This is a genomic window from Collinsella sp. TF12-2AT, from assembly GCF_003436735.1.
GTDB lineage: Bacteria > Actinomycetota > Coriobacteriia > Coriobacteriales > Coriobacteriaceae > Collinsella.
On record NZ_QSQK01000019.1, the window covers coordinates 1 to 24,866 of the forward strand.

The 24,866-nt window shown below is 60.7% G+C and carries 21 protein-coding genes and 1 tRNA gene; 1 reads left to right on the top strand and 21 read right to left on the bottom strand.

Annotation, left to right across the window (positions count from 1 at the left end; all coding sequences use genetic code 11):
- Window positions 1–277 precede the first annotated feature (277 nt).
- From DXD24_RS09705 to DXD24_RS09745, 9 genes are all read right to left on the bottom strand, one after another.
- Entirely contained in the window at window positions 278–997 is a 720-nt protein-coding gene (locus tag DXD24_RS09705; protein ID WP_117565046.1) for a GntR family transcriptional regulator, read from the bottom strand.
- A gap of 219 nt (window positions 998–1,216) precedes the next feature.
- Window positions 1,217–2,224: a YitT family protein gene (locus tag DXD24_RS09710; protein ID WP_117565047.1), complete on the bottom strand. Its 1,008-nt coding sequence runs from the start codon at window positions 2,222–2,224 to the stop codon at window positions 1,217–1,219.
- 353 nt (window positions 2,225–2,577) lie between these two features.
- On the bottom strand, window positions 2,578–3,207 hold the full coding sequence (locus DXD24_RS09715; RefSeq protein WP_158548982.1) for an HAD family phosphatase: 630 nt from the start codon (window positions 3,205–3,207) through the stop codon (window positions 2,578–2,580).
- A gap of 160 nt (window positions 3,208–3,367) precedes the next feature.
- Window positions 3,368–4,351 carry an SIS domain-containing protein gene (locus DXD24_RS09720; protein ID WP_229077274.1) on the bottom strand — a complete coding sequence of 328 codons (984 nt, stop codon included), beginning with the start codon at window positions 4,349–4,351 and terminating at the stop codon, window positions 3,368–3,370.
- A 198-nt stretch (window positions 4,352–4,549) separates the two neighbouring features.
- Window positions 4,550–5,383, bottom strand: a complete 834-nt coding sequence (locus DXD24_RS09725) for a PTS system mannose/fructose/sorbose family transporter subunit IID (protein WP_117646617.1) — start codon at window positions 5,381–5,383, stop codon at window positions 4,550–4,552.
- Between the two features lie 13 nt (window positions 5,384–5,396).
- Window positions 5,397–6,191, bottom strand: coding sequence for a PTS sugar transporter subunit IIC (locus DXD24_RS09730; RefSeq protein ID WP_055310098.1), 795 nt, complete (start codon window positions 6,189–6,191; stop codon window positions 5,397–5,399).
- 36 nt (window positions 6,192–6,227) lie between these two features.
- On the bottom strand, window positions 6,228–7,151 hold the full coding sequence (locus DXD24_RS09735) for a PTS mannose/fructose/sorbose transporter subunit IIAB (protein WP_117646618.1): 924 nt from the start codon (window positions 7,149–7,151) through the stop codon (window positions 6,228–6,230).
- Window positions 7,152–7,355: 204 nt separating this feature from the next.
- The gene (locus DXD24_RS09740; protein ID WP_158550182.1) at window positions 7,356–8,438 is read right to left on the bottom strand and encodes a DMT family transporter; all 1,083 of its coding nucleotides are present in this window, start codon (window positions 8,436–8,438) and stop codon (window positions 7,356–7,358) included.
- A gap of 286 nt (window positions 8,439–8,724) precedes the next feature.
- Window positions 8,725–9,717, bottom strand: coding sequence for an SIS domain-containing protein (locus DXD24_RS09745; RefSeq protein WP_117646620.1), 993 nt, complete (start codon window positions 9,715–9,717; stop codon window positions 8,725–8,727).
- Window positions 9,718–9,922: 205 nt separating this feature from the next.
- Here DXD24_RS09745 and DXD24_RS09750 point away from each other — a divergent pair, with 205 nt between their 5' ends.
- Window positions 9,923–10,645 carry a GntR family transcriptional regulator gene (locus tag DXD24_RS09750; protein ID WP_117646621.1) on the top strand — a complete coding sequence of 241 codons (723 nt, stop codon included), beginning with the start codon at window positions 9,923–9,925 and terminating at the stop codon, window positions 10,643–10,645.
- A gap of 21 nt (window positions 10,646–10,666) precedes the next feature.
- On the opposite strand, the gene DXD24_RS09755 is transcribed toward DXD24_RS09750, so the two are convergent.
- The 12 genes from DXD24_RS09755 to DXD24_RS09810 all read right to left on the bottom strand — a co-directional run bounded on the left by DXD24_RS09755 (window position 10,667) and on the right by DXD24_RS09810 (window position 24,684).
- Window positions 10,667–11,257 carry a GNAT family N-acetyltransferase gene (locus DXD24_RS09755; protein ID WP_117564959.1) on the bottom strand — a complete coding sequence of 197 codons (591 nt, stop codon included), beginning with the start codon at window positions 11,255–11,257 and terminating at the stop codon, window positions 10,667–10,669.
- A gap of 77 nt (window positions 11,258–11,334) precedes the next feature.
- Entirely contained in the window at window positions 11,335–12,360 is a 1,026-nt protein-coding gene (locus DXD24_RS09760; protein WP_089573229.1) for a low specificity L-threonine aldolase, read from the bottom strand.
- Between the two features lie 45 nt (window positions 12,361–12,405).
- On the bottom strand, window positions 12,406–13,269 hold the full coding sequence (locus DXD24_RS09765) for a phosphatase PAP2 family protein (protein WP_117646622.1): 864 nt from the start codon (window positions 13,267–13,269) through the stop codon (window positions 12,406–12,408).
- 154 nt (window positions 13,270–13,423) lie between these two features.
- Complete coding sequence (gene mfd / locus DXD24_RS09770; RefSeq protein ID WP_117646629.1) at window positions 13,424–17,056, bottom strand: transcription-repair coupling factor; 3,633 nt, start codon at window positions 17,054–17,056, stop codon at window positions 13,424–13,426.
- Window positions 17,057–17,175: 119 nt separating this feature from the next.
- Window positions 17,176–17,841, bottom strand: a complete 666-nt coding sequence (gene nth / locus DXD24_RS09775; RefSeq protein ID WP_117646623.1) for an endonuclease III — start codon at window positions 17,839–17,841, stop codon at window positions 17,176–17,178.
- 63 nt (window positions 17,842–17,904) lie between these two features.
- Window positions 17,905–19,707, bottom strand: a complete 1,803-nt coding sequence (locus tag DXD24_RS09780) for an ABC transporter ATP-binding protein (RefSeq protein ID WP_117646624.1) — start codon at window positions 19,705–19,707, stop codon at window positions 17,905–17,907.
- Between the two features lie 120 nt (window positions 19,708–19,827).
- Window positions 19,828–21,183 carry a DNA recombination protein RmuC gene (locus DXD24_RS09785; RefSeq protein WP_117646625.1) on the bottom strand — a complete coding sequence of 452 codons (1,356 nt, stop codon included), beginning with the start codon at window positions 21,181–21,183 and terminating at the stop codon, window positions 19,828–19,830.
- A gap of 124 nt (window positions 21,184–21,307) precedes the next feature.
- Complete coding sequence (locus tag DXD24_RS09790; protein WP_117646626.1) at window positions 21,308–21,742, bottom strand: hypothetical protein; 435 nt, start codon at window positions 21,740–21,742, stop codon at window positions 21,308–21,310.
- Between the two features lie 441 nt (window positions 21,743–22,183).
- Window positions 22,184–22,723, bottom strand: coding sequence for a rubrerythrin (rbr, locus tag DXD24_RS09795; RefSeq protein ID WP_117646627.1), 540 nt, complete (start codon window positions 22,721–22,723; stop codon window positions 22,184–22,186).
- A 112-nt stretch (window positions 22,724–22,835) separates the two neighbouring features.
- A complete protein-coding gene (locus DXD24_RS09800; protein WP_117646628.1) occupies window positions 22,836–23,741 on the bottom strand; it encodes an adenine glycosylase in 906 nt (301 codons plus the stop codon).
- Between the two features lie 21 nt (window positions 23,742–23,762).
- Entirely contained in the window at window positions 23,763–24,248 is a 486-nt protein-coding gene (locus DXD24_RS09805; RefSeq protein ID WP_117629049.1) for an Rrf2 family transcriptional regulator, read from the bottom strand.
- Window positions 24,249–24,606: 358 nt separating this feature from the next.
- A tRNA-Asp gene (locus DXD24_RS09810) sits at window positions 24,607–24,684 on the bottom strand.
- Window positions 24,685–24,866 lie beyond the last annotated feature (182 nt).

Sequence of the window (24,866 nt, forward strand, 5' to 3'; positions counted from 1 at the left end):
GAGTAGCCCCGACGGTTGACAAAACTATAGGAACACCCAATGACTATCTTGATAAGCGCGGAAACATCGCCAGTTGAGCATAAGTCAGCGAAAACGCCCCCAAGCGAGCAAGGTGACGTGAAAGAGGAGGGAAGCGTACTTCGGTACGCGACCGACGATTGAACGTCAGATTGCCGCTTAGGGGCGTTTGCAGCGTCGACCGGTCCGCCGTTCGTTAGAACGGCGGAACCAAGGGCGCAGCGTCGGCCCGTTACACGGTTTGGTAAAACCGCGTAACTTACATCACCATGACGTAACGGCTACCCACGTAGTACTGCTTACCCATCAAAACCGGCTCGCCATTGGGGCCGATAAAGCCGGCACGCAGGTTGAGCAGCGGATCGTGCGGAGCAATGCCCAGCTCAGCCGCCTGCTCGGTATTGGCACGAACGGCCTCGACCGTGCGGTAGCCAACCGAGACAATCGGCGTTCCGCCAACACGCTCGACCTCGGCAAAAATCGACTTGTCCTCAAGATCGGCCGTCAACAGCTCACGGTAGGCGTCAAACGGCACAAAGACGTTTTCCTCAAAGATGGGCTCACCATCGGCCGTACGCACGCGTTTGATATGCAGTAGCAGCGCATCCTTCTGCAGACCAAAGAACTCCATCTCGTTTTGGCGCGCCGGAACGATCTGGCGATCGACCACGTGCGCACCGGCCTTCATGCCGTTGCCGGCACACAGCGCGGTAAACGTCTGCAGCGTCGAGGCATGGAACTGACGATTGATGTGCGGTGTGGAAACAAAGGTGCCGCGGCCCTGTTGCTTAACCAGGTAGCCATCGGAGCACAACTCCTCGACGGCGCGACGCACCGTAATTCGGCTCACGTCGTACTGCTCGGCAAGCTCGAGCTCGGACGGAATACGCTCCTTGGGTGCATAAACACCTTTCTCGATCGCATCTTTGATTTCGTCATAAATCTGCTGGTAAAGCGGTGCATTTTTGGGTGCAGGCATATCTAATCACTCTTATCGAAATATCGAAATAACTAATACGTATATAACGTCTAGTTTCATGTTACCTCATATTGATAAAACGATACACCCCACCTACCAAAAAGCGACAGCTTCATTTTGGTAGGTTTTATCTGGGCAAACGAAAGTCCCTCGAAAGCAACGGGGCTTTCGAGGGGCTCATGCGGAAGGGTTGCGCCGGGCCGGCAAAATGCCAATACCCTACTTGCCGTCGTCCTGCTGCAGGCTGTCCTGCTCGCTGAGGCGCGCCTGCCTGCTGGCCATGCGCGCGGGCTTGTCGGGATCGGGAACGGCCGTGGGCATAGGCTCGTCGACATGACCACCCCACCAGCCACCCACAAAGTTGAGCGTGTGGAACACGTTGATCACGGCTCCTGGATCAACGTCGCACACCAGCTTGATAATGTCCTGGCTCTCGTAGGTCGAGACAACGGCGTGCAGCAGGTACATCTTTTCGCGGCTGTATCCGCCGACGACCTCGGCGCAGCTAATGCCGTGCTGAAAATGGTTTACGTAGGCAGTCATGACCTCGTCTGCCTTACGCGTCGTGATCTGCAGCGTCACGCGATCGTAGCGACGATAGAAACTGTCGATGGTCTTGGTCGAAATAAACTGGAACACGATGGAATACGCCGCATTGTCCCAGCCAAACATAAAGCCAAAGATCGCCAGGATAGCGCAGTTAAAGCCAAAGATGACGCCCCAGATGGTCTTGCCTGTATGGTTGGAAACCCACAGCGCGATAAAGTCGGTGCCGCCGGTGGATGCGCCGGACTTAAGCGCGATGGCGGCGCCCAGGCCCGAGACCACGCCGCCAAAGATGATGAGCATGATCTTGTCGCCCAAAAACGGGGCGAAGTGAAAGATGTTGAGGAACAGCGACGAGAGCATGACCTGCATCATCGAGAAGATGACGAAGCGCTTGCTGATGCCGCTCCAGCAAAGGAGCGCCACGGGGATGTTGAGCGCGAGCATGCCGAGCGAGATGTCGATATGAACGCCGCCGAGCGAGGTGACGCGATCGAGCAGGACCGCGACGCCGGTGAGGCCGCTCGGAAGCAGGTCGGCGGGGCGAATGAACGCCTGAATCAGAAATGTCTGGAGAACGGCGGAGATGGTGACCGCCACGGCAGTAATGGCGCGGCGGACGATGGTGAGACGGCCGAGCACGAGCACGCGGTCCGTGAGCTGATCGATGGCGTTCGCCACGTAGGCTCCTTTCGAAGGCAGATGTAATTGTGGGGCATGCCGGCGATTGTAGCATGGAGCGCGAGAGGGCGCTTCAATTCACCCTCTCTCGACAACCAAAACGAGCCAGCAGCTCCCCAACCAAAGAGCCAAATTCTAAGTGAGTAGGCTTTTCGCGACCTACCAAGCACACTCAAAACAGCCACCTCTCCGACCTGCGGTTTTACTAAGGCAGATACGCTTTGTGCTCGGCATGTGCCAAAAAGTCTACTCACTTAGTCCGAGTCGAAGCCAAACGGATCTAAATTGAAGCCAAAATGAGCCAATCCACCGCAAGAGACGTGTGAATCCGCACTTCTTGCGGCGAATTGACGCTACAAAGCGGTCAGAATGTCGGCGAGGTTGTCGATGACGGCGTCGGCTCCCGTTTGGTCCAGGTTAACGCCCTCGTGCGGACGCAGTGCCAGGACGCGGGCGCCGGAGCGCTTACCGGCCTCGATGCCCAAAGGCGAGTCCTCGATAACCAGGCACTCGGCAGGCTCCACCCCCAGCGCCTCCATGGCACGCAGGTAGATCTCGGGGTCGGGCTTAAACGCACTGCACTCGTGACCGCTGATGGTGTAGTCCAGCACGTCGGCGATACCGGCAATCTCCACCAGCTCGTCAATGAGCTCGCGATAGGACGAGCTCGCGATGGCACACTTCACGCCGCGCTCGTGCAGCTTGCGCATCACCGGCTCCGTCTGCTCGTTGAGAAGCTCGGCATACGGAACGGGGTGGTCCGGGCTGTAGACCTGCTTGTACTCCACGCGCAGGCGCTCGCGCAGCTCAACATCGTCGGGCACCAGCGCCTTCCAAATGGCGGGCTCGTTAGACCCCGAAAGATCGGGGATCTCGTCAAAGTGGAAGCCCTTCTCTTCCATAAATGCCACGCGGCGACGGTTGTAGAACCACTCGGTATCGACCAGCACGCCGTCCATGTCAAACAGCACTGCCTTGATCATACGCATCTCCTCCCACCTGCCAAAAAGGGACAGGTTTATTTTGGTAGGTTTTATCTGGGGTTTTGCGACACGACAGACACGCCCTCCCCAGAGCAAAAAAGGGGACGGGGCGCAAACCCCATCCCCTCTCAATCAACCCGTAAGGTCTACTTACTTGTGATTAGTAGGAAAGCTTCCACATGTAGCGACGCATGGTCAGCGGGTGCTGACGGGCCTCGGCGATCTGGTTGCCGTACTCACGCATAACGGCGAGGTGCAGCAGCGGGTTGAAGTAGGTGATGACGCTCGCGGGCACGGCGTCAGCCAGGCCGTAGTCCTTGGAGTCGATCAGAGCGACCTTGGCGCCCATGCGCTCAAGGAAGGTGAGGGCGCGGGCGTCCATCGGACGGGTAGCGCCATCGGACATGAAGAAGACGTAGGGCTTACCCTCGGTGGAAACCTCGAACGGGCCGTGGAAGTACTCGCCGGTGTTGTAGGCGGCGGCGTCGATCCACTGCATCTCGGTGAACAGGAAGGCGGCGTGAGAGTAAGCCATCTTCTCGGAGGCACCGGAGGCCATGAAGTAGATCATCTTGTCGTCCTTGAAGTCCTCGGCGAACTTCTTGGCGAGCTTCTTGCAGTGCTGAGCGGCGTTCTCGCAGAGATCGAAGACGTTGGTGAGGCCGGTGATCATGTCCTCGTAGTGGTCATAGCCCTCGGTCTGCTGAAGGATCTCGAGAGCAAGAGCGATGGCGTAGCCGGGCTTCTCGCACTTGGCAGCGTAGTTGGCGTGGAAGCCGTGAACGATGACGTGGTCGGCGTCGACGGTCAGAGCGGAGCCAGCCTTGTTGGTGAGGGAGACGACCGGGCAGTTGTGCTTCTTGGCGGTCTTGTTGGCCTCGACGGTCTCGGGCGTGGAGCCACCGAGGGAGCAGGTGATCACGAAGGTGTGCTCGTTGACCCAGGAAGGCGTGTCGTAGTTGAACTCGTTAGCGGTGAAGATCTGAACGTTCAGCTTGTCCGTGTTGTTGGCCAGGAAGTACTTGGCGGGGTAAAGGTCGGACATGGAAGCGCCGCAGCCGACGAAGGCGACGCTGTGGATCTCGTGGTTGGACAGGACGTCAGCGACGATCTGCTTAGGGAGGTTAAGGTCGATCTCGTACATCTGACACATTCCTTTCGATTTTTGCGGCGCCACATTGCCGGGCGCTCGCAGGGTTACCGTGATTTGGACCGAGTCGCCGGCCCGTTGAGGATGTGACAAAGGAACTGTCCCTTTGACACATTTAGGGATGGAAGCCTGCCTGGGGTATGGGATGCCAGGCAGGCCCCCGGGGGAAAGCGATTAGGCGCTTGGTCGCGACTAGGCCAGGATGCCGGCCGCGGAGAGGGCGATGCCGCCCACGATGGCGATCACGAGAAGCCAACCGGTGTTGACGTTCTTCTTGATGAGCCAGTACATAAGGCCAGTGAGGCCAAGGGAAATCATCTGGGGCATCATGCCGTCCAGGATGTCCTGGATCACGACGGTGCCCTCAGCGAACTGCAGCGGGGTGGTGGCGCCGATCAGCGTAGCGATCATGCCGCCCACGGACATAAGACCCACGATGCCGCAGACATACATGAGCTTCTCCATGAGGTCGCCGCCCTGAAGCTTGCTCAGGTACTCGTGTCCGCCCTGATAGCCCATCTTGGCTGCGAACCAAGTGATCAGCACAGAGGGGACGATGGAGATGAGCATAGCCAGGATCGGGCCCATGATGGAGCCCTGCTGAGCCAGCTGAACGCCCAGGCCAAAGGCGATAACGCGGATGGTGCCCTGGAAGAAGGAGTCACCGATGCCGGAAAGCGGACCCATGAGGGAGGTCTTGACCGCGTTGATCGAATCGGGATCGAAGTTCTCGGGATCCTTGGCGTACTCCTCCTCCATGGAGGCGGAGAGGCCCAGGATGAAAGCGCTCGTCTGCGGGGTGCAGTTGTAGAACGCCATGTGACGGTGGTAAGCCTCTTTCTTAGCAGCGAGCTGCCTGGGGTCGGACTCATCCGGATAGAGGCGATCGAGCGTGGGAACCATGCCGTAGAGGAAGCCCATGTTCATCTGACGCTCGTAGTTCCAAGAGGCCTGGATGGCCCAGGAGCGCCAGAAGAACTGGCTGACCTTCTTGTTCAGGGACACGTCCTTGGTTGCGGTTGCCATAGTGTGTTCCTCCTTAGTCTTCGTCGTCTTCGAGCGGATCGTAGTCGGAATCGACACCGGCGGCTGCATGGGAACCGTTGAACTTGAAGCCCATGAAGACGACAGCCAGGCACACACCGATCAGAGCGACCGCGATGACGGACAGGTTGAGGTAAGCGGCGAGCAGGAAACCGATGAACAGGAACGGAGTCATACCCTTCTTGATCATCATGGTGAGCAGCAGGGCCAAGCCGTAGGCGGTCATGATCTTGGTCGAAACGTTAAGACCAGTGGACAGCCACTCGGGAACCATGTTGACGATGGCCTGAACCAGGTCGGTGCCAACAAAGACGGCGAGGAAGATCGGCAGGAAGTACATGACGGCGTACAGACCGGAGCCGGCGCAGATGTGCATACGGTAGGCGGTCTTGAACTTTCCGTTATCGATCGCGTTATCTGCCACATGGGTGAGGGCGGCGATGATGGAACGGAACACGATGCCGAGGAGCTGACCCAGGACGGCGACCGGGATGGCGATCGTCATGGCGGTCTCGGCGGAAGCATCGGTCAGGCATGCGAAGGCAGCGGCCACGATGCCGCCCAGGACCATATCGGGCGGAACGGCGGCGCCGACCTGCACCAGGCCCATGGACACGAGCTCGACGGCGGCACCGACGGCAAGGCCGGTGGGCACATCGCCCAGCAGCAGACCGACGAGCGTAGCGCCAACGAGGGGCTGCTCGAAGTTAAGACGACCGAGCAGGCGGGAGTCCCACATGCAGAACACGCCGACGAGGCCGACGAGCACCGCACTGATGAACGTATTCATACCCTTCTCCTTTCAGTCAGGCAAAAGCCTGGTTGATTACAGCTTGGCGTCGATGTCGACGCTCTGATACGTAGGGGTCTGCTGGACATAGAGCTTGATGCCCATGTCGAGCAGCTGGTTGACGTCGGCCTTCTGGGTGGCGTCGAGGAAGACGGAGCTGTCCTTGCCGCCAATCTGATCGGCACCGTCGTGGTTGGCGGTGGCGCCCAGGTTGATGGCGTCGAGCTTGTAGCCCTGGCAGAACTGCAGCATCTCGGCCGTGTTGCCAAAGACGAACATGACGCGCTCACCGAGGGTGTTGAGCTTGTCCATCTTGGCGAGGGCACGCTCGACGGTGAAGACGTTCAGGCGCACGCCCTGGGGCTTGGCCAGCTTAAGAGCGCCCTTCTTGATGTCATCGTTGGCGGCAGCGTTGTCGACGACGATGATGCGCTCGGCCTGAACCTTGGTGGTCCAGGTAAAGACGACCTGGCCGTGCAGCAGACGGTAGTCAAGACGTGCGAGGACGATCTTGGCGGGACCGGAGCTGTGACGGGATGCCTTGGCCTTCTTGGCGGGAGCCGCGGCGGCCTCGACCGGTGCGTTGGGGTTGGTCAGACCGGTGCGGGCCTCGTTGATGAGGGCTGCGAGCTCGGCACCCTTGACGGGGACGGGGCTCATAGCAAGCGTGAGCGCCAGCGGGATGTTGAAACCGCTGACAACCGTGAACTTCGTGCCGTTCTTGGAAAGCTCGACCATGTTGTTGTTGACCGAGCTGCCGAGCATATCGGTCAGCACATAGACGGTGTCGTCCGCGTTGAACGTGGCGATCATGGCGTCCACCTTATTGGTGATGGGCTCCTTGTCGTCACGAGCAAGCGACACGACGTGGACGTTCGACACGTCGCCGAGAACCATCTCGAGCGTGTCTTTGGCGCCTGCGGCCAGGCCGCCATGAGATGCGAGAATGATCTGATTCATCTTGCCTCCTCCTTTTCGTTATGGTCATTATAACGTCTTATACGTTGCGGATATTGCTAATTAGTATAAAGACCGTTCGCGGGTGAAAAACGACCGTTGACGGGTTTAACGCAATCGAAACGATGGTCTTGGGTAGGTCGGCGCTGGCTAGGCACCGCCCGGCCAAACGCCGGGCGCTACCTGCTCAAACACTCCGCCAATCCCCTATCGCACGAAGTACCAGGGGCTTTCCTGCACGGTGGGCTCCAGCGTAATGCCCGTGCGCTCGCGGAACAGATCCATGTCCTGCGATTTCTCCGTCCACCACGCGTTGGGCTTAAAGGTCATGCTCTCAATGACATGACCGACAAACACACTGTTGCGCAGCTTGGAGAAGTCGGTGTTCATAATCAGGATGGACGCGAGCACCAGCACGATGCCCAGGACTTTGATCGCGCCGGCGGGCTCGGCATAGACACCAATGCCCACCAGTACGGTGACGACCGTCTCGAATGACATTACGACGGGAACTTTCGACGTCTCGAGCCCCATGGATAGACCCTGCATATATAAGATATAAGCCACGGCCGTGGGGATGAGTCCAAAGCCAAGGAACAGCAGCAGCAGCTGTGGCGACATTGCCGCGGCGACATCCGGCCACGGAGCCGCGATAGCCGCCATAACCACACCGCCAAAAACAAAGCCCCAAAACGTGACAGCCAGCGGGTGGACCGTCTTGGTTGCTATTCGGCTAAACACCGCGAGCGACGCACCACAAAGGCCTGCAATCACGCCCGACGTGACGCCCCAAACCGAAAAATGAAAACCGGAAAGGTCGCCATTAGTCACTGCAAGCACGCAGCCTACGATGTTAAAGACAATGGCAACGAGCTTGTTGGGGGTCACGTCCTCGCGATAAAGCACGCGGCCGAGCATGACGCCAAACACCGGCGAGGTGTAGAGCAGCACCGAGGCCGTGGACATGCCCACCTCGCCCATGCACTCGTAATAGCAGGTGTTGGCGGCGGCCAAACCGACGATACCGACAAGCGCGCAGGGAACAAGCTCTTTAGGGCTTGCCTTGAACAGGGCCAGCGGGCCCTGAGCCACGGTAGACCCCTCGCCCGGACGGCAGCCCATAAACATCAGGACCGGCGCCAAGATAAGCGCTCCGACCAACAAGCGAAAGGCAGCCATGCTCTGGGACGAAACGCCCATGGCCGAGATGCCGTTTACAAAGATTCCGATGCTGCCCCACATAAGCGCGGCGATCAGCACCAGCACATAGCCCAGATTGCTCCTCTTCAACGCAGCCTCCTCGGTATTGTTTCCAATATGTTTCATACTACGTTATAGTCGTTATATACATTTTTCAAGGCACAAATCGGCGAACGGGAAATCTCTCGACACAAGGAGTGTCCCCAACTGCCAGCACAAAAGGAACGTCCCTAACTGCCGGCAGAAAGGGAACGTCCCCAAGTGCCGCTCTAGCAGTTGCGGTGAAATAGTTCTCAAACAGAGGCTTCACGCTCCCAAACAGGAACTATTCCACCGCAACTTATGAGGACATCGAGTTGTTAGGCCGCTCTATCCCCTAGTAGTCCAGCTTCCACATGTAGCGGCGCGTCATGTAGTCCTTGTGGGTGACGGCAGAGAGCGCGCGCATGTACACGTTGTTGAGGATCGGGGCAAAGATCAGGTGGTTGAAGTACTCGCTCACGCTATCCTTGATGTCGTTGAGGCCGAGCTCCTTGGCGTCGAGCTGATAGACGCGCTCGCCACCGTACTGGTTGACGAAGCGGATGCCGCGCTCGTCGTTGCAGCGGCTGCGGCCGACGCTGATGAGCTGGAACAGCGAGGTGCGCTTGTCCAGGATCTCGAAGGGGCCGTGGAAGAAGTCGCAGGTGTTGATGGTGCAGGAGTCGATCTGCAGCATCTCCTGCACGTTGCAGATGCTAAAGACGTAGGCGGCACCAAAGAGCGGGCCCTGGGCCATGACGTTGATGCAGGGCTTGTCGGCGTTCTGCTCGGCCCACTTGGCAGCGAGCGGACGGGTGTACTCGACGGCCTTGCGATAGATGGGATCGATCAGGTCGAAGGCGGCCATGGCGGTCTCGTACTCGGCATAGCCCTCGGTCTGCTGCGTGAGCTCCATGGCGATCATGGTCACGACGGCGGAGTTGGTACGGCCCATGCAGGACTCGTCGACGGCCAGGCTGTCGTACTGGATCTTGTAGTCGCAGACCTCGGTGAGGCCGGACTCGTCAACATAGATGGCGATGGTGCTGGCGCCGTGGTCCTTGGCGACCTGGGCGGCGACGATGGTCTCCTTGGTGCCGCGCATGGACACGACGACGGCCAGGGTGTTCTCGTTGACGTAGGCCGGGGTGGCGTGCACGAACTCGTTGCTGGTGTAGCTGGAGCTCACGACCTGCGTGGCCTCGTGCTCCATAAAGTACTGGGCAGGATAGTTGCCGCCGTTGGATCCGCCGGCGCCGATCCACACGACGCGCTTGACGCCGCCCTTGTCTGCCTTGTCAGCCAAAACCTGGGAGACGACGTCCTTAACCTGTTCCTGAGTAGTCATCGTGCATCAGCCTTTCTTCTCGTTTGATGCTCTCGATGGCATACAAGTTACATACACGTTTTGGTTATGTCGACTAGTTGTATGCTATATTTGTCTTAGAAATTTTGCTGGTAAAGTTTTCGGCAATCCATTACCAGCGATTTTGTTGTCATGTTGGATACATGCTTGGTTCTGTAAGCATACAAGTTAGATACAGGTTGTTCGCATGAGCACTTCGTCGAAAAAGAACTTGACCCAATACGAGCGTCTGGCGGCAACGCTTCGCGACCGCATTGCCGCCGGCACCTACGCCCGCGGAGATAAACTGCCGTCCGAGATGGAACTCATGGACGAATCGGGCCTGTCGCGCAGCACCGTGCGCCATGCCCTTAAGGTGCTTGTTGACGAGGGCCTGATTCGAACCGAGCGCGGGCGCGGCGCCTTTGTGGCCGACACACCGGCGCTCCACGAGAACAACCTGGTGTTTTCGAGCTATACCAAGCAGGTCGAAGGCCAGGGCATGAAGCCCACCACGCGCACGGTGGACTCGGGCTTTGCCAAGGCCGCCGGCGACGTGACCAAGTTTTTCGATGCCGCCGTGGGCAGCAAACTCGTCAAGCTCGTCCGCCTGCGCTATCTGGACGAAGCACCGCTGTGCCTGGAGACCACCTATCTGCCGCCAAGCTTTGAGGCGCTCATCGATCGCGATATCAACGGATCGCTCTACGCCACGCTGCGCCAGGAGTTCCATCGCGCGCCGGCGCAGGGGCACAAGACCTTCGAGGTGTGCTATGCCTCGCAAAACGAGGCGTTTTTGCTCAATGTGGAGCGCGGGCAGGCGCTGATCCTAATCACCGACTACGTCTACGACACCGACGGCCGCCCGCTCCATATCTCCAAGCGTATCCAGCGCACCGACCGCGCCAAATACACCGAGCCCATCGGCTAACCTGCCAAAATAAACCTGTCCCTAAATGGTAGGTCTGGGGAGGTCGGGGAACCAGGTTGGTTTGGGTTGGTTGGGCGTGCGCTCGGCTAGGACCAACTCCATCCAGCACATGTCGTACCAGCGGCCGAACTTTTGGGCGCAGCGGTCGAAGGCGCCCACCAGGCGGTAGCCCATATGGGCATGGAAATCCTGGCTGTTGTGCGTCAGGTATTCGTCGTCCTTATCGTGCGGCACGGCAATGAGCGCGCACATGTTGGTGATGCCCATCGCGACCAGGCATTGCTTGAGCGCGTCGTGCAGCTTGCGACCCAGCCCGCCATGGCGCACATCGCGTGCCAGGTAGATCGACGTCTCGACCGACCAGTCGTATGCCTCGCGGCTGTTAAGCGGACTCACGTAGGCATAGCCTACCGGACGCCCGTCCAACTCCATCACCAGATACGGATAGCGCTTGAGCGTACGCTCAATACGCCCGGCGAACTCCTCAACGCTCGGCACCTCGTATTCGCAGGTAATCGCCGTCTGGCGCACATACGGCTCATAGATGGCAAGCAACGCCGGCGCATCATCGGGCGTCGCCAGGCGAATCGTCGGCTCGGACATCTCGGTCATACAACCCTTCTCCCCAAAAGCAAAGGCCGCCCTGCGCCAAGCTCAGGCGCAGGGCGGCCCCTTGTCATTACATCAGACTACAGGACAGCCGCCAGCGCGTCGATGTCCTCCTGCGTCGTGGCCCAGCTGGTGCAAAAGCGCACCACCGTGTGGGTATCGTCGTACTTTTCCCAGTACTCGATCGCCGCATGCTCGCGAATGCGGGCCATGTCCTCGTTGGGCAAAATCACGAACTGCTGGTTTGTGGGCGTCTCCAAAAAGAACTGGTAGCCGCGCTCGTGCAGCACACGACGCAGCGCCTGGGCCGTCTGAATCGCCTGTCGACCAATCTCAAAATACAGGCCATCGGTAAAGAGCGCCTCAAACTGCACGCCCGTCAGGCGGCCCTTGGCGAGCAGTGCGCCATGCTGCTTAATACGCGGAATGGGATGCGCCGGAGCGTGCATGCCGCAGAACACCACAGCCTCGCCGCAAAGCGCGCCGCACTTGGTGCCGCCGATATAGAACACGTCGCACAGCTGCGCCAGCTCGGGCAGGGTAATGTCGCACTCATCGGCCGCCAGTGCATAGGCCAGACGAGCACCGTCCACAAACAGCGGAATCTCGCGCTTCTGGCACACCGCGTGAATCGCCGCGAGCTCGGCCTTGGAGTACAGCGTGCCGTACTCGGTCGATAGACTCACGTACACGGCGCCCGGGAACACCGTGTGCTCGTAGCTCTCGTTTTCGTAGAACACCTGGATATAGTTCTCGAGATCCTCGGCGTGCATCTTGCCCTCGTAGCCGGGGATGGTGAGCACCTTGTGGCCGCCAAACTCGATGGCGCCCGCCTCGTGGCAAGCGACATGGCCGGTCTCGGCGGCAACGACGCCCTCGTAGGGCGCGAGCAGCATGTCAATCACCGTCGCGTTGGCCTGCGTGCCGCCCACCAGCAAGAACACGTCGGCATCGGGGGCCTGACAGGCCTCGCGAATCAGCTGCTTGGCACGCTCGGTGTGCGCATCGGTACCGTAGCCGGGCTGCGGCTCCATGTTGGTATCGACGAGCGCCTGCAGCACTGCCGGATGAGCACCGTGGGAATAGTCGTTGTTGAACGCGAGCATGGCAATCCTCTCTAGCCGGGCATGGGCCCGATGATTCAAACGCAGCTATTGTACGCCGCCCGGATAGGCAATGCGCGCGGCAAGACACTCAAGTGCCAGCACCAGGGCAAAGCCGCAGCTCACATCAGTCAAAAAGTGCGCACCGATCACAATGCGACCAAAGGCGACGAGCGCCGCAACCACAGCCGCCACCCAAAAGACCACACGACGGCGCGACGGTTTTTCCTTAAAGGCCGCCGCGGGAAGCCCGGCGAGCATAAGGCCGATCGCCGCGTGCGCCGTGTGTCCGCTCGCAAACGACTTGAAACCGTCCTTGATCACGCCGGCGGCGATATATGACCACTTGTCGGGGTTACCGATCACCCACCACGGCTGAAAATCGAGCCCCTGCGTCACCTCAATCACGCGCATGCGCGGGCGCGACCACAGCGGCTTGACGATCACGTTGAGGATAATGGCCTGGGCGACCCACACGGCAAGCACCATCAACGCCCAACGCGTGAGCTCTTTGGGATCGGTATCGCGCGTAAGGCGATAGACGACAAGGTTGGCAGCGATGACCAGCACAAACGTCAGCACCAACTGGACAGCGATGAGTTTGCCGCCAACCTTCAGGGACGAGACGATCTCGTAGCCGGCCAGGCCAACGTTGACGAGGATGCCGAGCACGGCGAGCCATTTGCTCCCCCTGGAGTCGGGACGCACCGCGCGCACGAGCATAACGCCCGCGACGCTCGCCGTCAGCTCAAACGGCAGCTCGCCGGCGGCCTCGATAAAGCGGCCGTACATGCTGCCGATGTTGAACAGCGCGCTCGAGATCTGATAATCGAAAAAGCTGCCCACGCCCAGACAAAGGCATAGGACAACCGCAATGGCAGCGGCGTCTTTCTTGTAGATGTACCCGAACATGCTTTCCTTTCCATCGGGCGAAGGGTCGACCCGCAACGTGGCGGGACAAAGCTATCAGTAGTTTTGTCCCAGGGTCGCTTGCGTTGACAGGCTCGATGCGACTATCGCACCTGGGACAAAAACTACTGATAACTTTGTCCCACCGACTTACTTGTTAGTCATCGTCAGTAGCACCCAGCTGCTGCAGCAGCATGAGCGCCGCGGCCACGGGGCCGGTGCCGTCGTTGGCGTCGAGACCGCGGCCCAGGCCGCTGCCCGCACCGGCGCCCGCCTTGTAAGGCACCGACAGCTTGCGGCTCTTGGGGAAGTTCACCGCGCCATAGCGATTCTTGAACTCAAAGGCCACCTTCTTGGGCACGTCGACGCCCAAAAACGTGATGCGCCCGCCGCTGAGCGTGACGCTCTCGAGCCCCAAGCGCTCGCCGCGGATACGGATACGCGCGCGGTTGAACAGATTGAGTCCCGCCAACGGCAGCTCGCCATGCGCGGCCTCGGTCTCTTCCTGTACCTCGTCGATGCTCTCCAGGTCCTCGGCCGCCGCGAGCTTGCGGTACACGAGCACGCGCTGGTCCACCGCCGGCAGGTACTCCTCGGACAAGAAGTAATCGGCCGGCAGGTTAATGCCCACGCTCGCCGCCTCCACGCCGGCATCGTCGTCACCGCGCGCCTCGGCCACGGCCTGACCCAGCATCTGCGTAAACAGGTCAAAGCCCACGCTCGATAGGTTACCGTGCTGTTCGGCACCCATGAGCGAGCCGGCGCCGCGAATCTCCAGGTCGCGCATGGCGATGCGCATGCCGCTGCCCAGGTCCTGGAACTCGGAAAGTGCAGTCAGGCGCGCCGTTGCCTCCTCGGTGAGCGGCAGCTCGCCCGGGAACATAAAGTATGCGTAGGCCTGCGTGGCCGAGCGGCCCACACGGCCCTTGAGCTGGTAGAGCTGTGCTAGGCCCAGGCGCTGCGAATCCTCGATGATGAGCGTGTTGGCGCACGCGTTGTCGATACCGCTCTCCACGATGGTCGTGGCAATGAGCACGTCGATCTTTTTGGTCGCAAACTCGATCATCACGTCCTCGACCTCGCGCGGGCTCATCTTGCCGTGCGCCACGCCCACGCGCGCCTCGGGCGCGGCCTCGTGCACGCGCGCCACGGCGTCGTCGATGGTCTTGACGCGGTTGGACACGTAGTACACCTGGCCGCCGCGACCCACCTCCAGGCGAATCGCCGCGCTCACCACGTCGGGGTCGTACTCCCCCACGTGCACAATCACGGGACGGCGCCCGGTCGGCGGCGTGGTGATCAGGCTCATGTCGCGCACGCCGCTCGTGGCCATCTGCATGGTACGCGGGATGGGCGTGGCCGAAAGCGTGAGCACGTCGATCTGCTCGCGCAGGTTCTTGAGCTGCTCCTTGTGCTGCACACCAAAGCGCTGTTCCTCGTCGATGATCACCAGGCCCAGGTTCTTGGGGTTCACGTCGGCCGAAAGCAGACGGTGTGTGCCGATCAGCACATCGATCGTGCCCTCGGCAAACGCCTTGAGCGCGCGCTTTTGCTGCGCCGGCGTGCGAAAGCGGCTGAGCACCTCGACCTCAAGGCCAAACGGGGCAAAGCGTTCAAAGAACGTCTCGTAGTGCTGCTGGGCAAGAATAGTCGTGGGGCAGAGTACCATGACCTGGCGGCCGGAGTCCACGCACTTAAACGCTGCGCGCAGGGCGACCTCGGTCTTGCCAAAGCCCACGTCGCCGCACAGCAGGCGGTCCATGGGCTTGGGTGCCTCCATGTCCGCCTTAATGTCGGCAATAGCCTCCAGCTGGTCGCGCGTCTCGTCGTAGGGGAAGCTCTCCTCCATCTCAATCTGCTCGGGCGTATCGGGCGGACAGGCGATACCGGTAATCGAAGAGCGGCGCGTATACAGGTCGACCAGGTCAAACGCCAGCTTTTTGGCATTCTTGCGCGCCTTGTTGGTGGCACGCGTCCAGTCGGCGGTGTTGAGCCTGGTCAAGCGCGGTTTATCGCCGTCGGGGCCAACATAGCGCGTGATGCGGTCGACCTGCTCGAGCGGCACATAGAGTTTGTCGCCGTCGGCGTATTCCAGCAAGAAGTAGTCGCGCTCCTTGCCGCCCACTTCCTGGCGCGCGATCTCGCTAAAGAGCGCGATGCCATGCGTTGCGTGCACCACGTAGTCGCCCGGCTTAAAGGGGAAGGTGATCTGCGTAATGTCGACCTTGCGGCGGCTGCGCGCGCGGTTGGCGTCCATGCGGGCGTTGAGGTCGGCGATCGAGAACACGGCCAGATTGGCATCGGGCACCACCACGCCCTGCGGTAGAGCGGCATCCACAAAGGTCACGCGTCCGCGCGAGATGGTGGGCACGGCGGCACCAGCGGCAGCCTGGGCCGCGCCCGCCTCGAGCGAGCGGGCGTTGAGCGCGTCGGCATGGCGCTCGCGAATCGAAGCATGGGCCGCCTGACGAGCAGCACGGTCGTCAGAATCCGCCGCCGCCACGCGCACGCGGTCGCCGATAACGCCGGCGTTTTCGGGGGCGGCCGTCAGCGACTCCTCAAAGGTGATGCCCTCGTCGCCAAAGGTGAGCTCCATCGACTCGCGCGCACCGCGGTCGGGAATGGCAAACACGCAGGCATAGCGCTTGCCCACGACCTCCTGAATGCGCGTCATAAAGCGATTGTCCGAGCCCGCAATGGCCGGCTGCTCAATCTTGAGCTCGGCTGTAACCGCACCGCCGGCACGAATCAGGCTCACGTAGTTCAGGCGCTGCTGAGCACCAAAGTCGAGCTGTTGGGCACGCACGTACAGGCCGTCCAGACGGTCAATCCCCGCCTCGCCGGCACGGGCCTCGATATCCTCGTAGGCGCGCAGGCAGTCATCGAACAGCGAGCGCGGCTCGGACAGGACCACAAGCGCCTTGCCGCTCACGTGCGCCAACGGGCTCACGGTCTGGCCGTACATCACCGGCAAAAAGCGGTCGAGCTCGGGCGTGACGATGCGCGCGTCCACCATCTCGAGCAGCGCCGCCAGCTTGCTATCGCTCTGGCTGGCGCGATAGAGCGCCACATGCATGTTGTGGACGGCCTCGTCGGTGAGCGCCAGCTCGCGGCACGGGAAGATCTCGATGCTGTCCTCGTTGCCGATGGTTTGACCCGTAGAGCTCACCATGCGGCGGATGCGGTCGATCTCGTCGCCAAAGAACTCAATGCGCACGGGTGCTTTTTCCTGCGCGGGGAACACCTCGACGGTATCGCCGTGTACACGGAACAGGCCGGGCGCGTCGGCGGCACCTGCATTGGTGTAGCCCATGCCCACCAGGCGCTGCGGCACCTCGTCGAAGGGAATCTCCTCGCCCACCGCAAAGGTGGTGGACTCCCAATAGCGGCTCTCGACCGGCGGCACGCAACGCAGTAGCGCGCGGGCCGAGGCGACCATGATGCAGTTATCGCCGCGCACGATGCGCCCTAAAGCCTCGCAGCGTTGGGCCACCACGGCGTCGTCGGGCGCCTGCTCACGCCATGGATAGTCTTTGCGCTCGGGAAAGCGGCACACATGCGCCAGACCCACATAGGCGGCCAGGCTGCGCGCGGCGCGATCGGCCGCGTCCTCGCCGCTCACGATGTAGACCGTGGGACGCGGACGGCGCGCAAACTGAGCTGCCGCCATGAGCGTGCGGCCCGACTGCGACACGGCCAGCGTCACGTCCTCGCCGGCATCGAGTCCGGCCTCGACGGTCTGCAGTGCCTCGGCAGTGTAGAGCTGCGCGGCTATACGGTGAATGAGCATGTGGTCCTCCGGCATCGCAACGCCAAAAGCCCGCCGGGGCAGGCTCGGCGGGTCGTACATCAAAACTATTGTTTGTCATGGTAACGCATGGGGCGGACGCGCCGGCGCGCACCGGGCAGCTACCCCAAAACGCGCACGCTGGGGCACAAATCTGCCAGCGGACACTCGTCACACTTGGGTTTGCGGGCGTCGCAGATCTCGCGGCCAAAGGTGATCCACTGATGGTTGACCGACTCCCAATACTCGTGCGGCAAAATCTTGAGCAGATCCTGCTCGGTCTTGAGCGGTTCCTTGGCATGCGTCTTGGGACTCAGCATCAGGCGGTGCGCAATGCGGTTGACGTGCGTGTCCACCGCAATACCCTCCACGATGCCATACCCCACGTTGAGCACGATGTTCGCCGTCTTGCGTCCCACGCCCGGCAGCTTCACGAGTTCCTTCATGTCGGCCGGCACCTCGCCGTCATAGTCGGCGACGATCATCTGCGCGGCCTCGACGGCATGCTTGGCTTTGCTCTTGTAGAAGCCGAGCGACTTGATGGTGTCTGCCACGTCAGCTACGCTCGCCCCGGCCATGGCCTCGGGCGTGGGCCACTGGGCAAACAGCCGCGGCGTCACCTTGTTGACCTGCGCATCGGTCGTTTGCGCCGAAAGCAGCACCGCGATCAGCAGGCGGAAGGGATTCTCGTGGTCCAAAAAGCACTCGACCGGGCCATAGCGACGGTTGAGGCGCTCACACACCTCGATAGCGCGCTCGCGCTTGGCGGCATTGGTCTCGCGTGGCATAACGACTCCTCGGCTCAACGGCACAATAAACTTATGGGCACAATTGTCCCACGTCCGAGACGTTTACGCCTCCAAGAATGCGCCGGTCTGACGGCTCCACAGGCTCGCGTACTCGCCACCCGCCTCGACGAGCTGCACATGCGTGCCGTCCTCGACGATCTCGCCATCCGCCAGTACCACGATGCGGTCGAGCGCCGCCACGGTGGACAGGCGATGCGCCACCACAATGGAGGTGCGGCCGCGCATCAGGTTCTCGAGAGCTTCCTGCACCAACGCCTCGGACTCGCTATCGAGGGCAGACGTCGCCTCGTCGAGTACCAGAATCGGCGCGTCGGTGAGGATGGCACGGGCAATGGCCACGCGCTGGCGCTGGCCGCCCGAAAGCTTGACGCCGCGCTCGCCCACCATGGTGTCAAAGCCATGGGGTAGGCGGTCGATAAACTCCAGGGCATTGGCCAGGCGCGCCGCCTCGCGAATTTGCTCGTCGGTGGCGTCGGGGCGGCCGTAGGCGATATTCTCGCGAATGGAGCGGTGGAACAGCAGCGCCTCCTGCGGCACGTAGGCAACCTGGCGGCGCAGGCTCTGCTGCGTGCAGCGCGAGACATCCTGACCGTCCACGAGTACGCGGCCGCCCTGAACATCGTCCAGGCGCAGCAGCAGCTTGGTGAGCGTCGTCTTGCCCGAGCCCGATTTACCCACCAGGCCCACGCGCTGGCCCGCCGGCACATGGAGCGTCAGGTCGTCGAACACGCTATCGCCCGCCGCGGCGTCACGGTATGCAAAGCTCAAGTGCTCAAAATCGATCGCGCCCTCGGTCACTTTGAGCTCGGGAGCATGCTCGTCGTCCGCCACCAGGCGCGGCTCGTCCAGCACGCGCGTCATCTCGGCGGCGTCACCCAGCGCGCGGTTAATGCGCTGCATCATGGAACTCACGTAGTTCAGACGCATGGTGAGGTTATACGTGTAGGTAAAGATCATGACGAGCGAGCCGGCCGAGATGCCAAACCACGCGTTGCCGCCCGCCACGAACACACTCACCACGGCCATGGTGATGACGATAAGGCCCGAGGTCGTAAAGTTGCGCTGCATCATGGCGTGCATCGATACCGTTTCGGCATCGCGCGCGGCACGGTCGGCGGCATCGAACAGGTCGCGCTCAAAGTCCTCGCGCCCGCAGGTCTTGACAGCCAGGATGTTCGTGACCGCGTCGGACAGCACGCCCGAGAGCTTGTTTTGCGCGGCGGACGTCGCGGCCGAAAGCGGCATGATGTGCTTGTACATAAGCCAGACAAACGCGATGTAGACGACCATGATGCCCACCAGGATCACGGTAAATGTGGGCACCACCGGAGCGAGCGCCGTCACCGTGCAGACAACCGAGGTGATGGTGGGAATGAGCGAATACACCGTCACGTCGACCAGACCCGTGTAGCCGCTCATAAAACGGCTCGTCTGGCTCACGAGCGATCCGCCAAAGCGGCTGGTGTGGAATGTCATGGATTGATTGGAGAGCGTGTCAAAGCACAGGCGCGCCAGGTGATAGTTGCCCGCAATCTCGAGCTTGTAGACGGTGTAGTCCTGTAGCTTGGAGAGAATCTGACCCACCAGGTTGACGAGCACGAGCGCCAAAATGTAGGGACCGAAGACCTCAAACACCTGGTCGCCCGCTACGGGGCCGGCCTGGACACGATCGACGATGAGGGCCATAACGTAGGTGTTGGCAAACGTGAGCAAAAAGATGTAGCCCGCCGACGAGAACACCGAGAGAAAGACGATCAGCGGCTGCGTGCGCGTGACATCCCAAAAACGCTGCAGCGTGCGGCGCACGGTTGAGCGTTTGAGCGGGCTGGTGCTTCTCTGAGACATGGGCTTCCTTTCGCGTCTGATAGGGCGAAAGGCCATTGTTGCACATTAAAGTGCGCTTTAGGCAAGTGCGTTGTGAAACACGGCGGGGCGCCTGCGCAGACGCCCCGCCGTCAAGTGCCGCTAGTCCTCGTCTTCTTGGTCTGCGAGCAGGCCCGCGGACGTAAGTCCCAAGATCTCGTCGGCCTCTTTGGCATCTTCCAGCGCGTCGATATCCTTGAGCTTGCGCTCCATAACGTTGGTGCGCGTGGTGATGATGCCCTCGACCGTTTTGCCCGCGGTCTCGATCTGCTGCTGGGCGCGGCGCAGCGCCGCTTGATAGCGCGGCAGCTCGGCCTTGACGGCGGAAAGCACGCGTAGCACGTCGTCGGTGCGTCTTTGCAGCTTAAACGTCTGGTAGCTCATCTGCAGGCTGTTGAGGATGGCCGCCATGGTGCTGGGACCGGCAACGTTGACGTGATAGTCGCGGCCCAGGGTCTCGATAAGCCCAGGGCGCGTGACGATCTCGGCGTACAGGCCCTCAAACGGAACGAACAGAATGCCAAAGTTGGTGGTCGCGGGCACGCTCAGGTACTTTTCGCAGATGTCCTTTGCCTCGCGCTTCACCATGGTGTCGAGCGTCTTGCGCGCGGCGGCGACGGCCTCCGCGTCGCCCGACTCCTGGGCGTCGAGCAAATGCTCATACGCATCGCCCGGGAATTTGGAGTCGATTGGCAGCAGCACGGGGTCGCCCTCGTCTACCGGCAGCTTGACGGCAAACTCAACGCGCTCCGAGGCGCCGGGCTTGGTGGCGACGTTTTCCAGATACTGGTCGGGCGTAAGGATGTCCGCCAGGATCGCGCCCAGCTGCACCTCGCCCAAAATGCCACGCGCCTTCACGTTGCCCAGCACGCGTTTAAGGTCGCCCACGCCGGTGGCAATGGACTGCATATCGCCCAACCCCTTGTACACAGCCTCGAGCTGGTCGCTCACCTGCTTAAACGATGCCGACAGACGATCGTTGAGCGTGCGGGAGAGCTTCTCGTCCACCGTCGCGCGCATCTGATCGAGCTGCGCGTTGTTGTCCTTGCGGATGGCGCCCAGCTGGGCATCGACCGTCTCGCGCACCTTGTCCAAGCGGTGCTCGATGCCTTCGCGGTTGGCGCCAAGCTGTTGGGCCGTCTCGCGGCGCAGGTCGTCCATGCGGTCGCCGGCCTGCGAGAACTCACGCGCGATGGTCAGGTAGCGTTGCTGCTCCACGGCCGCATCGGTCGTCTGCTGCTGCGCGATGGCGTTTGCGGTGCGTCGGGTTTCGGCCAACGCGACGTTGAGGGTATCGAGTGTACTGTTGGCCTGCTCGAGCGCCGCGAGCGTCTCGGCGTCGCTGTCGCCACGCTCCCGCAGCTCGGCACGAAGACCTTTAAGCTGCAGGGCGCAAGCCACAGCAACCCCCACCGCCACCAAGGCAATCACAACAAGCACAATATCAATAGCAGACATAAACTCCGCCCAACAAACCCAATCGAGCACCAATCAAAAACCGCGATTAATCTTACCCTGTCAAACGCAGCTCATGTCCAATCGAGCGCAGACAAGTTACCTTTGCGCTATGGGTGCTGGTCTGCTAGCTCTCCCAGCTGGCGCGGATAGTTGCTGCGACATCCCCCAAGCGCTGACCAAGAGCTGCCAAGTGCTGAAGTACCTCATTGGGCGAGGCGCCGTTGAGAATGCACGTGAGGGCATATGAGGCCAAGAAGATTGTCGCGAGCCCCAGCGGAATCAGCACGATCATCGCCAGCGTACGCAGGCGCTGGGCCCAGCGACGGTGACGCGCACGACGTTTATCGAACGCGAGCTCCTGTGCATATGAATCCTGCTGTACGGAATAGGCCTCTGGCGCCGATTCACACCCGGGCACAGCTGCAGGTACAGCAGCGGGCACGACATTTTGCGCAAAGGGCTGGGCTGCCGCCCCTTGCATTTGCATCTCCATGAGCCGTTGCTGCTGACGCAGCATGCGCTCAGCTTGTTGCTGCGGAGTCTCAAGAAACAGATCCATGCTGGCCTCCAAAATCGGAGCATTCGACGCTTACGACCAGCATCCCGCACCGCCATGACCGCGACAACGCAATCGCCGGCAATAGCCACAAAGTTTCTTTTGCTCAAAAGCCGTCGAAAAGCTCAACAACTCCCCTACCAGCACTTTCTCTGAGCTTTTTTCGCCAGCAATCTTTTGGCCTTCCACTCTTACGCCAACTGACCAAAATCTAACCAAAAACTTGACGAAAATTGTGAAGACCGGGACCCCACAAAAACGTGCCGCCCCAAAAAGGGGCGGCACACAACCTTTTTTATCAGCTTTTCTGTATCGAGCACGCGACGACCCAACGCCGGAGCGCAAGGCGGGGAAATACCTTTGCCTCGCGCGACTCTGCGAAGCCGTGAGCGAGAGGGAAAGGTATTTCCCCGCCCTGCGCTCCGCAGCAGCCAGCGCCAAGCGCTAGTAGTTCACCACCTGCTCCTCAAAGTACGCCTTGGGGTGGTTACACACCGGGCACACCTCAGGTGCCTCGGCACCAACGTGCAGATGTCCGCAGTTCAGGCACTTCCACACCTTTACGCCCTCGCGCTCAAACACCTCGCCCGACTCAATGCGCTCGACGAGCTTGTTGTAGCGCTCCTCGTGGGCCTTCTCGACGGCGGCGACGCCACGGAACTTCTCGGCGATCTCGGCAAAACCCTCCTCCTCGGCGGTCTTGGCAAACTCGTCATACATCGTGGTCCACTCGTAGTTCTCGCCCGCGGCGGCGTCGCGCAGGTTGTCCAGAGTGCCCGGAACGGCGCCGTCGTGCAGATATTTAAACCACAGTTTGGCGTGCTCGGACTCGTTACCCGCCGTCTCGGCAAAGATATTCGAGATCTGAACGTAACCGTCCTTTTTAGCCTTGGATGCATAGTAGCGATACTTGGTGTGCGCCTGGGACTCACCGGCAAAAGCGGTCTCAAGGTTCTTCTTGGTTTGGGAGCTCTCAAAATCCATAGGTGTACTTCCCTTCAATACATGCCGCCCATAGGCTTTGAGCGGCCTTATTTTATGGTACCCCCTGCCGAAAATCTAAACCTTACAATCCTGTTCTTCAGATTTGCACGGGCTAAATGCTCAGCCAGCGATCGCCCTCGGCTCGGCAAAAGCCCTCACGCTCCAGGTCAGCTAGAATACCCGCGATCAAGTCGCACTCGACCGGCCCGCGACCGGCTGCCGCTTCCATCTCGTTAACGCCCACCACGGTATCAGCAAGCGTAATCCCCGCCGGCTGGCCATCGCGCGCTGCCAGCAACATACGCACGATATGCGCGCGCTTTTGGCGACGTGAGCCCTCAAACTTTGATTGACGGCTATAGCCCGCCGACCGCCTGGACGGATTGGGCAACGTCTTTTTTAGATATGCGCCGTAATCCAGCAACGCGTAATACCACGCGCGCGGCGTGTCGGCATCATCGAGCGGCACGGCAAAGGGAGCGATCTCGTCGGTCGCCGCACCGGGGGCCGCCGGACAGGCGGCTTGGATCAGCGGCACCAGCTCGCGATCGGGAACAGCCGGCATATCGGGAAAGAAGTGATGCAGAAATACCGTGCGCACGTTGGTCTCCAGATACACGCCCGGAAGATCAAACGCAAACGACCGGATACCTTGCGCCGTTGCCGGGCCAATACCAGGCAGAGCGACCAAGTCACGCGTCTCGTGCGGAAACTCCCCGCCCCAATCCTCTACGACCCGTTGAGCGGCCCCGTGAAGCGCCAGAGCGCGTCGGTTGTGGCCCATGCCCTGCCAAGCGTCCAAAACATCGGAAGGCGCGGCCTGGGCAAGCGCCTGCACGGTCGGAAAGCGATCGAGCCACGCCGGCATACGCGTCTCCACGCGTGGTACCTGTGTTTGCTGCAGCATGACCTCAGAAAGCCAAATGATGTACGGATCGCGCGTGCGGCGCCACGGAAGGTCGCGATAACGCAGGACCCCTTCCGAACGAATCATCGAACGAAAGGGGTCCTGAATCATATCTATGCTCCTTATGCGGCGCTATTCCTCCCGGCAAGCGCACGCGCAGGTGGCGTACTCGGGAAACGCTTCGCGGTCGGCGAATTTGGGATCGACGGCCGGGAACTGGCGGTGAGCGACGATGTCGCCGAGCGAAACGGAATCGAGGTAATCGCGCATCAACGCTTGAGCTCCGGCCCACAGGGGATGATAGCAGCACGTGCCCATGCGTGCACAGTCGCCATCGGGTGCGGTGCAATCATTCATAACCATAGGGCCCTGAACGGCCTCGACGACCTGGCGGATGGTGACGTCGTCCGGACTGACCTTGAGACGCATGCCACCGTGGACGCCACGCAGGCTCTCCACAATACCGGCCTGGACCAAACCGTGCTGAATCGAGCGGGCAAACGAATACGGAACATTGACCTCTTCGGCAGCGGTGCGAACAGAAAGCAAACGCTCCGGATCCTCGGCAAGCATCGCCAGCATACGAAGGGCGTAATCAGTCTTCCTCGATATGTCCATTTTTCCCCTTTCAAGGAATACGAACAGCTCGAACGAGCTCCGGGGCCGAGCTTGTGTCGAGACGCTAAATGACCGCAGGACATCCAAATGGTAAATCGGATATCCACTGAGTGCCGCGCTTGGAGCGAAATGCATCAGATGCGGCCTACAGTGCAATTTAGTATAACCTAACCCCCTGTCTCGTTGAACAGGTGTTGCGCAACAAAGCTGTTGTTCAGACAGATAGACTTATTAGATTTTACTTGCGTTCCCGAAGGCGCGGGGATTCTGGGCGAAGATGCGCCAGGGCGATCGTTCTATCGAAACAAAGTGCATCAAACGCAAAAAGCCACGTCCGAAGACGTGGCTTTAATTGCGTTGGCGGGAAGTACGGGGCTCGAACCCGCGACCTCCGACGTGACAGGCCGGCGCTCTAACCAAACTGAGCTAACTCCCCAGGCAGGCGTTCGCGTTTGTTTCCGCTCGCGTGCGCTGCGGGGATTAGTATACACAGAAGTCTGTCCGGCGCGCAACAACTTTTTTGAAAAATTTTTTGGGGCCATCCGGGAGGGCTTCCGGGGCTGAGGGCGGGGGTTAAGTTTGCTGCTCTACAGTCCTGCGCAAGACGGAAAGCACATT

What these genes read in the sequence shown, in the direction of transcription:
- DXD24_RS09735 (WP_117646618.1), bottom strand. Translation starts at nt 7,151, where the DNA reads ATGAATCAGATCATTCTCGCATCTCATGGCGGCCTGGCCGCAGGCGCC.
- DXD24_RS09750 (WP_117646621.1), top strand. Translation starts at nt 9,923, where the DNA reads ATGAGCACTTCGTCGAAAAAGAACTTGACCCAATACGAGCGTCTGGCG.
- DXD24_RS09785 (WP_117646625.1), bottom strand. Translation starts at nt 21,183, where the DNA reads ATGTCTGCTATTGATATTGTGCTTGTTGTGATTGCCTTGGTGGCGGTG.
- DXD24_RS09725 (WP_117646617.1), bottom strand. Translation starts at nt 5,383, where the DNA reads ATGGCAACCGCAACCAAGGACGTGTCCCTGAACAAGAAGGTCAGCCAG.
- DXD24_RS09730 (WP_055310098.1), bottom strand. Translation starts at nt 6,191, where the DNA reads ATGAATACGTTCATCAGTGCGGTGCTCGTCGGCCTCGTCGGCGTGTTC.
- DXD24_RS09720 (WP_229077274.1), bottom strand. Translation starts at nt 4,351, where the DNA reads ATGTACGAGATCGACCTTAACCTCCCTAAGCAGATCGTCGCTGACGTC.
- DXD24_RS09745 (WP_117646620.1), bottom strand. Translation starts at nt 9,717, where the DNA reads ATGACTACTCAGGAACAGGTTAAGGACGTCGTCTCCCAGGTTTTGGCT.
- DXD24_RS09760 (WP_089573229.1), bottom strand. Translation starts at nt 12,360, where the DNA reads ATGCTCGCGTTCAACAACGACTATTCCCACGGTGCTCATCCGGCAGTG.
- DXD24_RS09780 (WP_117646624.1), bottom strand. Translation starts at nt 19,707, where the DNA reads ATGTCTCAGAGAAGCACCAGCCCGCTCAAACGCTCAACCGTGCGCCGC.
- DXD24_RS09755 (WP_117564959.1), bottom strand. Translation starts at nt 11,257, where the DNA reads ATGACCGAGATGTCCGAGCCGACGATTCGCCTGGCGACGCCCGATGAT.
- nth (WP_117646623.1), bottom strand. Translation starts at nt 17,841, where the DNA reads ATGCCACGCGAGACCAATGCCGCCAAGCGCGAGCGCGCTATCGAGGTG.
- DXD24_RS09790 (WP_117646626.1), bottom strand. Translation starts at nt 21,742, where the DNA reads ATGGATCTGTTTCTTGAGACTCCGCAGCAACAAGCTGAGCGCATGCTG.
- DXD24_RS09765 (WP_117646622.1), bottom strand. Translation starts at nt 13,269, where the DNA reads ATGTTCGGGTACATCTACAAGAAAGACGCCGCTGCCATTGCGGTTGTC.
- DXD24_RS09805 (WP_117629049.1), bottom strand. Translation starts at nt 24,248, where the DNA reads ATGGACATATCGAGGAAGACTGATTACGCCCTTCGTATGCTGGCGATG.
- DXD24_RS09705 (WP_117565046.1), bottom strand. Translation starts at nt 997, where the DNA reads ATGCCTGCACCCAAAAATGCACCGCTTTACCAGCAGATTTATGACGAA.
- rbr (WP_117646627.1), bottom strand. Translation starts at nt 22,723, where the DNA reads ATGGATTTTGAGAGCTCCCAAACCAAGAAGAACCTTGAGACCGCTTTT.
- DXD24_RS09800 (WP_117646628.1), bottom strand. Translation starts at nt 23,741, where the DNA reads ATGATTCAGGACCCCTTTCGTTCGATGATTCGTTCGGAAGGGGTCCTG.
- DXD24_RS09715 (WP_158548982.1), bottom strand. Translation starts at nt 3,207, where the DNA reads ATGATCAAGGCAGTGCTGTTTGACATGGACGGCGTGCTGGTCGATACC.
- mfd (WP_117646629.1), bottom strand. Translation starts at nt 17,056, where the DNA reads ATGCTCATTCACCGTATAGCCGCGCAGCTCTACACTGCCGAGGCACTG.